A 12,032-nucleotide genomic window follows, 5' to 3' on the forward strand; every position below is an offset into this window, starting at 1 on the left:
TGGAATTTAGTTACATTTGTGTTTAAGCGATAGTAATGATAAATAAACTAAAAAAGTATAATAGAAATTCTTTGTTAAAATAGCTAGGTGTTTAATAATTATCAGCTTTTTAATTAGTTATTACTGTGTCGTCTATTCAATTATTGATTTATAGGTATAACATTGACAATCTTCCAAAAAATGATTCTGGTACCTGTGTTTAGCTTGTTTTTGTATGGGAGCTTCATTACCTATAGCTTTTTTGAACACCAGCAATCGAATAAAAAAATTCAAGCCGTACGCGACAGTTATATACCTGTATTAGAAATACTTAATAATAATATTCATTTATTTGAGCAGCTTAGTGATACCTTTAAAGATACCGTTTTAGCCCGAGAGTCATTATGGTTAGTGGATGCTTTAGCATTAAAAAAAGAACTTGAAAATAACTTTGTTGAGTTAGAAAAATTTCCACATATTATAAAAATTAAGCAACTCAATACAATTAAGAACGACTTTAACCATTACTACCTACATGCAGATACACTTGCTAAAGACTTACTAAAAGAGCATGCGACAATACATTCTGAACAGAATACCATTGAAGATGTTGAGCATTATTTACACTTGTCAGAAAACCATTTTCAAAAAATTAAATATACCGTACAAAATCAATTTATCAGTACTATTAATAATACAACTGAAGTAATGAATAAATTACTATTTTGGGGAGGTATCATTGCGGTATCTTCGGTTTTACTCCTGGTTATCGTTTCTTTTTTATTATCTTTATCCACGAAGAGCAGTTTTAATAGTATTATTGAACGTACTAAATTATTAGCATCTGGAGACATTGATTTTAGTAAACGGCTAGTAAGAGTTCAACAAGACGAGTTAGGTGTCTTAATCTATTGGTTTAATAAACTATCAGATAAACTTGAGTCTGATTACCTCAAGCTTCAAACCTTATCAATTACAGATAAATTGACTCAATTAAATAATAGAACACGCACCGATCAATTTTTACCCTCAGCTATAGAGAATGCTAAAAAGCATAAGCAACCTTTAATATTTATCATAATTGATATAGATCACTTTAAAAAAGTTAATGATACACATGGCCACTTAGTGGGTGATGATGTATTAATCATGTTCGCTACAATATTAAAAGACAGTGCAAAAAGTGGTGATTATGTCAGTCGTTGGGGAGGGGAAGAGTTTGTGTTGGTGTGGCAGAATTTACACTTTGAACCGGCTGTTGAAAAAGCGAATGATATTAGAAATATGATAGCGGATAGTCACTTTCCAGTGGTAGGTAAAGTTACTGCGAGTATTGGGTTAACAGTACTCACAGAACAAGATGATATTGAAGATTTAATTTCTCGTGCGGATAAAAACTTATATCAAGCCAAAGAAGATGGGCGAAATAGAGTTGTCGCAGATAGTTAACTAGGCTTTAGTTAATAAGTTTTTAATAAGATCATCAAGGCTTAGCTGAAATTAAAGCTCAATAAACCTTTTAATTTTATTAATAATACCTAGGCTGTCTAAACCTAATTCTTGATGAACTTCTTCCTGCGTACCATGTTTAACAAACTGGTCGTCAACACCGATATTTAATATACAAACAGGTTTGCCTTGAGCAAGTAAGTATTCATTTACACCTGAGCCAGCACCACCAGCAATTGCATTATCTTCTATGGTAACTAGTATTTCATGATTGCTTGCTAAATCACTGATCATTGCGGTATCTAGAGGTTTAACAAAACGCATATCAACTAAGGTGGCGTTAAGGGATTTTGCAGCTTTTTTCGCTTCGCCTAACATAGTACCAAAACTTAACAGGGCAATAGTTTTACTTTGTTTTTCTGCTTCGATATTTTGTTTTTGTGAAATAATTACGCTTTTACCTATCTCGATAGTTTCATCAACACTAGGTAATGTTTCCCCTGTGCCATTACCGCGAGGATAACGAACAATACTTGGACCATTTAACTTAAAGCCAGTATTTAGCATCAGTTGGCATTCACGCTCGTTAGATGGTGCCATGATTACCGTGTTCGGAATACAACGTAAAAAGCTTAAATCAAATACACCTTGATGCGTTGCGCCATCAGCGCCAACAATACCTGCACGATCTACAGCAAACATAACCGGTAAGTTTTGAATAGCCACATCGTGAATGAATTGATCATAGCCACGTTGTAAAAAGCTTGAATATATAGCAACAACAGGTTTTTGCCCGCCAATAGCCAGACCTGCTGCATAAGTTACAGCGTGTTGCTCTGCTATGGCTACGTCAAAGTATTGATCTGGAAAACGTCGGCTAAATTCAACCATGCCAGAGCCTTCTGCCATTGCTGGAGTAACCGCAACTAGTTTTTTGTCAATTTCAGCGGTTTTGCATAACCAATCACCAAAAATTTTAGAATAAGTTGGCAAGATTGCTTTTGATTTAGGTAAACTTGTTTCTGCAGGGTTGAATTTAGGTACGGCGTGATACTTTATCGGATCTTGCTCGGCAGCCTGATAGCCCTTCCCCTTAGTAGTGACTACATGTAGAAACTGCGGGCCTTTTAAGTTACGCATATTTTTAATGGTATTAACTAACCCATTTACATCATGACCATCGATAGGGCCAATATAGTTAAAGCCCAATTCTTCAAAGAAAGTACTAGGAACTACCATACCTTTTAAATGTTCTTCGGCGCGACTTGCTAGCTCTTTTATTGGCGGTATATTGTTTAATATTTTCTTACTACTTTCTCTAAAACCTGTAAAAATACTGCCTGATAATAACTTAGCTAAGTGATTATTTAAGGCGCCAACATTTTCTGAAATAGACATATCGTTGTCATTTAAAATAACTAACATGTCTTTTTTAATATCACCAGCGTGATTTAAGGCTTCAAATGCCATACCTGCTGTCATAGCACCATCACCAATAACAGCGACTGTTTTTCTATTTTTGCCTTCTTTTTCTGCGGCTACTGCTAAGCCTAAAGCCGCTGAAATAGAGGTACTTGAATGGCCAACGCTTAAAGTATCGTATTCACTTTCTTCACGCCAAGGAAAAGGATGTAATCCATCCTTTTGTCTAATAGTGTGTAATTTATCGCGTCGACCCGTTAGTATCTTATGCGGATAAGCTTGGTGACCTACATCCCAAATAAGATGATCAAATGGCGTGTTGTATACGTAATGTAAAGCAACGGTAAGCTCTATTGTGCCTAGACCTGAGGCGAAATGCCCACTACTTTTACTTACCGAACTTAATAAGAAACTGCGCAACTCATTACTGACACGTGTGAGTTTGTCTTGCGGCATATTGCGCAATTCTTCAGGTATATTTATCTGTGATAGTAATGGGTAATCAGCAAGGTTCGTAGTCATAGTGTGTCTATTGTAATAATTATATTTAACGTGGTGTTCAGCCAAAGTTTAGAAAAGAATCTAGTACTTACCGAATATTTACCTAATAAAAAATAGTCTAATTTATTAACGGCTGCGTTTAACGATAAAAGTAGCAAAATTTGCTAAAGATTGCGTATTGTAAGGCAATCTTGTTAAAGCTTGAAGCGCTTGTTGTAATAAGTTTTCAGCTTTGTCTTGGGCGCCTTGTAAACCGAGTAGTGCAGGGTAGGTACTTTTGTTGGCCGCTACATCAGAGCCTACTGGTTTTCCTAGCTCTTCTTCTGTTGAAGTTAAGTCAATAATATCATCTTGAACTTGATACGCTAAGCCAATTAATTGAGCATACTGACTTAATATTAGTTTGTGCTCTGCAGTTACTAGTTCACTACATTCTGCTGGCATAAGTACAGCGGCTTCTAATAAAGCACCTGTTTTTAATGAATGTAAAACTTCTAGTTCAGCTAACGATATACTTTTATTGGTTGCTGCTAAATCGAGCGCTTGTCCACCACACATGCCTTGGTAACCTGCAGCACGTACTAATTGTTGTACAAGTTTTAATTGCACTGGTGTACTTGATACCTTATGAATGGTTGAAAACTGATGGTTTGCTAAAATATCAAACGCTAAAGTTTGCAAGGCATCACCCGCCAAAATTGCAGTAGCTTCATCAAAGGCTTTATGGCAGGTTGGTTTACCACGCCTTAAATCATCATCATCCATTGCCGGTAAATCATCATGTAAAAGCGAATACGCATGAATACACTCAAGCGAACCGGCTACCGCATCAATGTCATTTAAGTCTACTGATATGGCTTCTCCAGTAATATAAGCTAAATAAGGACGCATGCGTTTACCGCCAATAAGTAAACCGTAACGCATGGCTTCAAGCAATTTAGGATCGTTAATGCTCAGATTATCGAGTTTTTCAGCTAAAAAATTATTGATACGTTGTTGATAATGTTCATAAGAAATCAAAGTTGTCATTAATCTTCGCCTGTACTGCTATCAAAATCGGTAAGTTGTGAAGAGCCATTTTTTTCAAGCAAAATCTTAACTTTTTGTTCAGCTGTTTGTAATTTTACTTGGCTCAACTGACTTAGGTTCAAGCCGCGTTCAAAAAGTGCCATTGATTCTTCTAAGTTCAAATCACCTTGTTCTAAACTTTGTACTATGGTGTCGAGTTCAGTTAATGATTCTTCAAAAGAGAGATTTTCGAGTTTCTTTTTAGCCATGTTTTTTTGCCCTAGATACTAAGCAGTGAAATTAATTAGGCAAACTTACCTTAGCTTAGGGCTTGGGTCAATTTAGCTATTTATTGTTGATAACAAAATATTTTAACATTAGTGTTAAGTTATTGACACTACGGGCGATAATAAACTTATGCCTTGTTGCATTTTATAATGCATGAAAGTACATGTTTTAAGTAGAGCGGGTATAATAGTGTTTTATAAGCGGTTAAAATTACTCGTTAATAATTCGTTAGTTATTAGCGCATAACTTTTACATAATGTACTATTCTTGTATTAAAAGTATTGTATTGCTGTATTGTCTTTAAGCGCCATGCTTAGTTGTTTAGGAGAGTTTTGTGGATTTAGCTACGTTAATTGGTATTTTAGGCGCCATTGGTTTACTGGTGATGGCGATGATGCTATCAGGCGATATAATGATGTTTGCTGACACCCAGTCGGTATTAATTGTTTTTGGTGGCTCTATTTTTATCGTGTTATCCAATTATAATATGGGCCAATTTTTTGGTATCGGTAAAATCATCGCGAAAGCGTTTATGTTTAAACTTGAAAAGCCAGAAGAGCTAATCGAAAAAGCAGTTGATATGGCTGATGCAGCACGTAAAGGTGGGTTTTTAGCGCTTGAAGAAGCAGAGATAACTAATGCCTTTATGCAAAAAGGTGTAGATATGTTGGTTGATGGTCACGATGCTGATGTGGTTCGAGCGACCATGCAAAAAGATATAAACTTAACCACAGAGCGTCATGAGAAGGGAGCCAACATGATGATGGCGCTGGCCGATGTTGCTCCTGCTATGGGAATGATTGGTACACTTATTGGTTTGGTTGCTATGTTGTCGAACATGGATGATCCTAAATCGATTGGTCCTGCAATGGCTGTTGCTTTATTAACAACACTTTACGGCGCTTTTTTAGCGAATGTTATTGCGATTCCTATAGCTAAAAAATTACAACTTCGCTTAGCGGAAGAGAAAATGAACCAAGAATTAGTGCTAGACGCTGTACTTGGTATTCAAGACGGACAAAATCCACGAGTTATCGAAGGCTTATTAAGAAATTACTTAGCTGAAAGTAAACGAAAAATTGATACCACTGAAGAATAACAGGAGTAAAAGTATGTTATTCATAACAGGTAAGTTAGTGGTCGAATTATTCTTATTAACCTTAATAAAAGGGAGGACACATGGCTGAACAACAATGTAAGTGTCCACCCCCAGGGTTACCGGCATGGATGGGAACCTTTGCCGACTTAATGTCGTTATTAATGTGTTTCTTCGTATTACTCCTATCGTTTTCTGAAATGGATGTTTTAAAGTTTAAGCAAATCGCAGGCTCAATGAAGTTTGCCTTTGGTGTACAAAATAAAATTGAAGTTAAAGATATTCCTAAAGGTACGAGTATTATTGCGCAAGAGTTTCGCCCTGGTAAACCTGAGCCAACGCCAATAGAGGTAATTCAACAGCAAACTATGGAAATGACCCAACAAATGCTTGAATTTCAGGCGGGTGATGAAACTTCAGCTGGTGGTCGACAAGAACAACGCGGAACTGAACGTGGTGGGCAAGCACAAAATACTGAAGATGCTTTATCACAACAAGCAATTGATCAAGCTAAACAAGATTTAGAAGAAGCCTCGCAAGAGCAAGTTAACGAGTTAGTTAAGAAAATTGCTGATCAACTGGAAGAGCAAATTCAAGATGGTGCAATAGAGTTAGAGTCGTTAGGGCAACAAGTTATAATTCGTATCCGTGAAAATGGTTCATTTCCATCGGGCTCTGCCTTTTTACAACCTAAGTTTTGGCCAATCATTTATGAAATAGGTGAATTATTAAATACAATTCCAGGTGAAATTATGGTGTCAGGTAATACCGATAATCGCGGGGTTGATTCAGAGTTGTTTAGCTCTAATTGGGATCTTTCTAGTAAGCGTGCTGTTGCTATTGCTCATCAGTTGATTAAAGTTCCTGGCTTTGACCCTTCCCGTTTAGTGGTTGCGGGACATGCTGATACTAGGCCTTTAGTTCCTAATACCAATGCGTTAAATAGACGTAGAAATCGACGTGTTGAAATAGCTATTAATCAAGGTAAAGCCAAAGAAACAGAAAGAATAGGCATTACCAAAGAGGTTAACAAAGAATAGAAAAATATTTTGTTATTGTTAAATTTATAACCTGAGCCGAAAAGCTTAAAAAAGACCAAAAAAATAGTGTATAATCCGCGCCATTATTTTTTTGTCTTTTTTAGGTTATAACCGATGAAATTTATCGTTAAGCTTCAGTCTGAGATCACTCTTAAATCTCGCCCCGTTCGTAAACGTTTTACTAAAATATTAGAGTCGAACATTAAAAATGTTTTACGTCGTATTGACGAAGAAGTCACTACTCGCATGAATTGGGATAATGTTGAAGTTAATACTAAAGACAACTCACCACAAAACCGTGAACGTTTAATTAACGCCCTTAAGTGTATTCCGGGTATTCCAATGTTTTTAGAAGTTCAACAATCTGAATTTGTTGATGTTCATGACATTTATGAAAAAACCCTAGCTATCCACGCTAAAAACATCGAAAACAAAAGTTTCTGTGTTCGTGCAAAACGTACCGGAAATCATGACTTCAATTCTCTAAAAATTGAACAATATGTAGGTGGTGGTCTTAACCAAGCGGTAGAAAGTGCCAAGGTTAAATTAACCAAGCCAGACTTTACCGTTCATCTTGAAATTAAAAACAAAGACTTATTTATTGTTACGCAACGTCATATCGGTTTGGGTGGTTTCCCTATTGCAACACAAGAAGATGTATTGTCATTAATGTCGGGTGGTTTTGATTCAGGTGTTTCAAGCTACCAAATGATAAAAAAAGGCGCGCGTACACATTACTGCTTCTTTAACTTAGGTGGCTCTGCTCATGAAGTTGGCGTTAAGCAAATTAGCTACTTTTTATGGGATAAATTTGGTTCGTCACATAAAGTAAAATTCTTCGCGGTCGATTTTGAGCCGGTTGTTGCTGAAATATTAGAAAATGTTGAAAACAGCCAAATGGGTGTAGTGTTAAAACGTATGATGGTACGTGCTGCAACTAAAATTGCCGAGCGTGGTAAAATACAAGCCTTAGTTACTGGTGAAAGTTTAGGTCAGGTTTCAAGCCAAACATTAACAAACTTAAATGTTATTAACCGTGTTACCGACACACTTATTTTACGTCCGTTAGCCGCTTATGATAAACAAGATATTATTGATATTGCACGTGAAATTGGTACGGAAGAGTTCTCAAAAACTATTCCTGAATACTGTGGTGTTATCTCTAAAAAGCCAACAGTAAAAGCGGTATTATCTAAAGTTGAAGAAGAAGAAAACAACTTTGATTTTGACGTATTAGATAAAGTGGTGAGCGAAACTCGTGTTTATGATATTCGTGATATAGGCAAAGAAACTGAAGAAGAAATTCGTGCAGTAGATTTGGTTGAAAATATTCCAGCTGATGCGGTTATTGTTGATATTCGTAGTCCAGAAGAAGAAGAAGACCAACCATTAGAGTTAGATAATGTTGAAGTAAAACATATCCCGTTTTATAAATTAGCTACACAATTTGGTGATTTAGACATGTCTAAAGAGTACCTTTTATACTGTGATCACGGCGTAATGAGTAAACTACAAGCCCTTTACTTACTCGATAACGGCTTTACCAACGTTAAAGTTTACCGCCCATAATTCGTAAATAAACCATTTGACGTAAGGTTAAGATATAGGCGGGAGTTAATTCGCGTTTTTAATCGCTTAATAAAAGATTAGGTGTAAGCGCGAATTTATTCGTGCTTTTAGCCATTCATTAATAAAAATTAACCGAGTGACTTAACCTCTTGCCACATTCGAGTATTCTCTGGGGTGGCAATACCATACTTTTCGCCTAAACGGTGTATGTAACCGTTTATGTAATCAATTTCAGTTGTGTTTCCGGCTAACACATCACATCGCATTGATGAGCAGTTTGTTGCTGTTGCTTTTGCTACGTTTTGCACTGCTTTTTGTAAATCATCTAATTGTAAATTAATACCTACTGCGTAACTTACATCGCTGATCTCAGTTAATAAACAATGTATCTGCTCCGCAAAATTGTCATTATTGATCTCACCATTATCAATATCATTTATTGCAGTTATTGGGTTTATCACGCAGTTAATTGCAAGTTTTAGCCATTGTTTATCTGTTATATCTTTATGAAAAGTAACTTTCGGTAATGCATCATTGAATAGTTTGGTTAGATGCTGTTGCTCGGTTAAAGTCAATTCGCCTAAACGATTTGCATCGGTAGAGTTAGCTGGTTTAGTATATTTTGTATTGCCGCTAAGTAATCCTATGTCACTTTGTCCTAAGCCTGTGTGGGTAATACTAAAAGCTGATTGTCGTAAACTACCATGTGTGGTTAACATGGCTAAAATACGTTGTGATTTTGGCAGTAATTTAGCTATTTCTTCAAATGTTCCCATGCCGTTATGGGCAAGTATAATGATGCAATGAGGGGAAGTTATTTTTGCGATATTTTTTATCGCTTTAGCTATTTGATATGACTTTACGCACAATAAAATAACATCTGCAGATTCGATATCACTTAACTGGCTATAAATCAGAGGATAGGTTTGTTTGTTTTTTTGCCGATACGGTGTAAATTGATAGCTTGCTTCATTTAACTCAGTTGAACTTTTTTTCTTATTTTCATCAAGGCTTGCATCAACATTTTTATTAAATAAATGTTGATTAGAGGCCAGTAACGATACTCTCTTTTTCTGTGTATCTTGAGTTTTTGATAAATGATGATACCAAAGTAAACCTATTGCGCCTTGGCCAACGACAACTATATTACGTAATTGATTATCGGACTGCTCCTTGAATTGAGCAGAAGCTTTAGTTTGGACTGAAAGAGCATTAGCCATAAAATTACTGTTACCTAGTGATTATAATACTGCTTTACGTTGACGAAAAAATTTAACGTATAACCATTTTGCCAGTACAAATAAACCTATACCAACAACATCGGCAAAAAAATCATTTAACTCACCATTACGATAACCTAAAAAGGATTGTCCCACTTCGGTCAGAGCAGCATAAAAAATAAGTAAAGGAATACAAAAGGGCAAAGACAATTTTATAACGGAATGGCTAACCCAAGTGAGAATAAAAAAACTAGTTAAGTGGCCGATAGTGTCGATAGTAGGAAATTTAAATATACGCTTTCTTATATCATCGGGTAAAAGCTCATGAGCGAAAAGTAATGCGATTAAGATCACAATCACAGTGATGAAAAAATAAGTATGTTGGCGAGCTTTCACGAAAAGCCTACAGTCAAATAGTAGTATGTCTCTATCTTAACATGCATTTTAAACTATGCCTGCGCTTTATTGGTTTACACTATAGTTGCACCGCGTAAACGTGAAGGTATAATAGCAGGCATTAAATTAATTAAACTTATAGCTTAGTTTACCTATCGCTACTGCTATGTCGCTATTGCTTTAAGTAATCACTAGAACCAGACAAGAGAAATAAATTATGCCATCAATGGATATCGTATCAGAAACTGATTTAGAAGAAGTAAGAAATGCTGTCGATAATGCTAACCGTGAAATAACAACACGTTTTGACTTTCGTGGTGTTGAAGCAAGTTTCGAATGGAAAAAGCCTAATGTTGTACTTAAAGCCGAAGGTGATTTTCAATTAAAGCAAATGTGTGACATGTTAAGAAGTCAGTTAACTAAGCGTAATGTTGATGCTAAAGCGATGAATATTGAAACAGCAAGTGCTACCGGTAAAAACTGGAGTCAACAAGTTAACTTTAAAGAAGGCATTGAAAAAGACGTCGCTAAAAAAGTGGTTAAATTGATCAAAGAAGAAAAGCTTAAAGTACAAGCTGCTATTCAAGGTGATTCTGTTCGAGTAACCGGCAAAAAACGTGATGATTTACAAGCCGTAATGCGTTTATTGAAAATGGCTGAATTAGAGCAATCTTTCCAGTTTAATAACTTTAAAGACTAGTTTTCGAACTCAGCAATAAATATTATGGTTTTATCAATCGCGATATCACCATAATATTTACCTCATCTCTGGTTAGTTATTTTAAATTAACAACTCCAGCTATATTAAATTTTAATTTAGAAAGCTCAACAAGCCTTAAACTTAATATTTCTCAATAGATTATTGATATTAATAGTCTTTAGTTATTTATATGGATTATTTCATAAAATTCATTTAGACGTCTATACGTTTAAACGTTGACATAATCATCAATCCAAGTAACATTGTATTTCTCAATAATTTTGTGCTTTTTGTTAGGTGTCTATCATGCCCATTAAAATTCCAGGTCAATTACCCGCTCTCTCAATTCTCGATAACGAAAATATTTTTGTTATGTCAGAAGATCGCGCTGCGAACCAAGAAATTCGTCCGATGCAAGTGGCTATTTTGAATTTAATGCCTAATAAAATAGAAACTGAAGTACAAATATTACGCATGCTGTCGAATACGCCATTACAGATCAACATTGAATTTGTACGTATTCATAAAAACGTGTCGAAAAACACACCAAAAGAGCATTTAGAAAACTTCTACTGCTTATTTGATGATATTAAACACAAGCAATATGACGGATTAATTATTACCGGTGCGCCGTTAGCCTTACTTGATTATAAAGATGTAAGTTACTGGGATAAAATTTGCGAAGTATTTGACTGGGCAGATAAAAATGTTACCTCAACTATGTTTTCGTGTTGGGCTGCACACGCTGCGCTATATCATTACTACGGTTTAAATCGCCATTTACGTGATAAAAAATTGTTTGGTGTTTACACTCACGTGCCATTAGATAGCAAAGAAGAGCTAACGCGTGGTTTTGATGAACATTTCAATGTACCGCATTCTCGTTATGGTTATATTAACAAGAGCGATTATGAAAGCATTGAAGATATCTCGATATTAGCACAGTCACCTGATGCAGGCGTTTACTTAGCAGCGAGTAAAAATAAACGTCAAGTGTATTTAATTGGTCATCCTGAATATGATGCCTCAACATTACACGAAGAATTTTTACGAGATTGTAAAAAAGATAGTAGTACTACAATCCCTGAAAACTACTATAAAGATAATGACATGCATAATGATCCAGTAGGATCATGGCGTAGTCATGGTAGTTTATTGTACACAAACTGGCTCAATTATTATGTTTATCAAATGACGCCATATCAATTAGATGCTGATCATATGACATCGACCGTGAAGAAAAAAGTTAACTAATTCTAATGGAGTCGTTAAATAAGTCATAACAGTAATACTCGCTTAATATTAGCCTCTGAACTTGGATAATAAGTTAGCGAGTATTATCAACTTATTGGATAAACAGCTCG

11 protein-coding genes are annotated in these 12,032 nt (G+C 35.6%); 6 read left to right on the top strand and 5 right to left on the bottom strand.

The window, feature by feature from the left end; translation table 11 throughout:
* Positions 1 to 162 precede the first annotated feature (162 nt).
* Positions 163 to 1,428 carry a GGDEF domain-containing protein gene (locus CWS31_RS08260; protein WP_148747748.1) on the top strand — a complete coding sequence of 422 codons (1,266 nt, stop codon included), beginning with the start codon at positions 163 to 165 and terminating at the stop codon, positions 1,426 to 1,428.
* Between the two features lie 51 nt (positions 1,429 to 1,479).
* On the opposite strand, the gene dxs is transcribed toward CWS31_RS08260, so the two are convergent.
* From dxs to CWS31_RS08275, 3 genes are all read right to left on the bottom strand, one after another.
* The gene (dxs, locus tag CWS31_RS08265) at positions 1,480 to 3,372 is read right to left on the bottom strand and encodes a 1-deoxy-D-xylulose-5-phosphate synthase (protein ID WP_101342891.1); all 1,893 of its coding nucleotides are present in this window, start codon (positions 3,370 to 3,372) and stop codon (positions 1,480 to 1,482) included.
* Positions 3,373 to 3,477: 105 nt separating this feature from the next.
* A complete protein-coding gene (gene ispA / locus CWS31_RS08270; RefSeq protein WP_101342892.1) occupies positions 3,478 to 4,380 on the bottom strand; it encodes a (2E,6E)-farnesyl diphosphate synthase in 903 nt (300 codons plus the stop codon).
* A complete protein-coding gene (locus CWS31_RS08275; RefSeq protein WP_101342893.1) occupies positions 4,380 to 4,628 on the bottom strand; it encodes an exodeoxyribonuclease VII small subunit in 249 nt (82 codons plus the stop codon). The genes ispA and CWS31_RS08275 overlap by 1 nt, the downstream gene beginning before the upstream one ends.
* Positions 4,629 to 4,981: 353 nt before the next feature.
* Here CWS31_RS08275 and pomA point away from each other — a divergent pair, with 353 nt between their 5' ends.
* The 3 genes from pomA (at position 4,982) to thiI (ending at position 8,352) form a co-directional block, all read left to right on the top strand.
* Entirely contained in the window at positions 4,982 to 5,746 is a 765-nt protein-coding gene (gene pomA, locus CWS31_RS08280; protein WP_101342894.1) for a flagellar motor protein PomA, read from the top strand.
* Between the two features lie 80 nt (positions 5,747 to 5,826).
* Positions 5,827 to 6,783 (top strand): flagellar motor protein MotB, encoded by a 957-nt coding sequence (locus CWS31_RS08285; protein WP_101342895.1) that lies wholly within the window; start codon positions 5,827 to 5,829, stop codon positions 6,781 to 6,783.
* Positions 6,784 to 6,897: 114 nt separating this feature from the next.
* Positions 6,898 to 8,352, top strand: a complete 1,455-nt coding sequence (gene thiI, locus CWS31_RS08290) for a tRNA uracil 4-sulfurtransferase ThiI (RefSeq protein ID WP_101342896.1) — start codon at positions 6,898 to 6,900, stop codon at positions 8,350 to 8,352.
* Between the two features lie 128 nt (positions 8,353 to 8,480).
* Here the strand turns inward: thiI and CWS31_RS08295 are convergent, their stop codons facing one another.
* Together CWS31_RS08295 and CWS31_RS08300 are read right to left on the bottom strand one after the other, a co-directional pair.
* Positions 8,481 to 9,572 carry a ketopantoate reductase family protein gene (locus CWS31_RS08295; RefSeq protein ID WP_101342897.1) on the bottom strand — a complete coding sequence of 364 codons (1,092 nt, stop codon included), beginning with the start codon at positions 9,570 to 9,572 and terminating at the stop codon, positions 8,481 to 8,483.
* Positions 9,573 to 9,593: 21 nt separating this feature from the next.
* Positions 9,594 to 9,968 (bottom strand): VanZ family protein, encoded by a 375-nt coding sequence (locus tag CWS31_RS08300; protein ID WP_101342898.1) that lies wholly within the window; start codon positions 9,966 to 9,968, stop codon positions 9,594 to 9,596.
* A 217-nt stretch (positions 9,969 to 10,185) separates the two neighbouring features.
* Here CWS31_RS08300 and CWS31_RS08305 point away from each other — a divergent pair, with 217 nt between their 5' ends.
* A complete protein-coding gene (locus CWS31_RS08305) occupies positions 10,186 to 10,668 on the top strand; it encodes a YajQ family cyclic di-GMP-binding protein (protein WP_101342899.1) in 483 nt (160 codons plus the stop codon).
* Between the two features lie 306 nt (positions 10,669 to 10,974).
* Entirely contained in the window at positions 10,975 to 11,922 is a 948-nt protein-coding gene (locus CWS31_RS08310) for a homoserine O-succinyltransferase (protein WP_101342900.1), read from the top strand.
* The last annotated feature ends 110 nt before the right edge of the window (positions 11,923 to 12,032 follow it).

Source organism: Colwellia echini, from assembly GCF_002843355.2.
GTDB lineage: Bacteria > Pseudomonadota > Gammaproteobacteria > Enterobacterales > Alteromonadaceae > Colwellia > Colwellia echini.

Excerpts from the sequence above, each read along its gene's own strand:
- dxs (WP_101342891.1), bottom strand. The coding sequence starts at position 3,372 with ATGACTACGAACCTTGCTGATTACCCATTACTATCACAGATAAATATA.
- ispA (WP_101342892.1), bottom strand. The coding sequence starts at position 4,380 with ATGACAACTTTGATTTCTTATGAACATTATCAACAACGTATCAATAAT.
- CWS31_RS08275 (WP_101342893.1), bottom strand. The coding sequence starts at position 4,628 with ATGGCTAAAAAGAAACTCGAAAATCTCTCTTTTGAAGAATCATTAACT.
- CWS31_RS08285 (WP_101342895.1), top strand. The coding sequence starts at position 5,827 with ATGGCTGAACAACAATGTAAGTGTCCACCCCCAGGGTTACCGGCATGG.
- thiI (WP_101342896.1), top strand. The coding sequence starts at position 6,898 with ATGAAATTTATCGTTAAGCTTCAGTCTGAGATCACTCTTAAATCTCGC.
- CWS31_RS08295 (WP_101342897.1), bottom strand. The coding sequence starts at position 9,572 with ATGGCTAATGCTCTTTCAGTCCAAACTAAAGCTTCTGCTCAATTCAAG.
- CWS31_RS08305 (WP_101342899.1), top strand. The coding sequence starts at position 10,186 with ATGCCATCAATGGATATCGTATCAGAAACTGATTTAGAAGAAGTAAGA.
- CWS31_RS08310 (WP_101342900.1), top strand. The coding sequence starts at position 10,975 with ATGCCCATTAAAATTCCAGGTCAATTACCCGCTCTCTCAATTCTCGAT.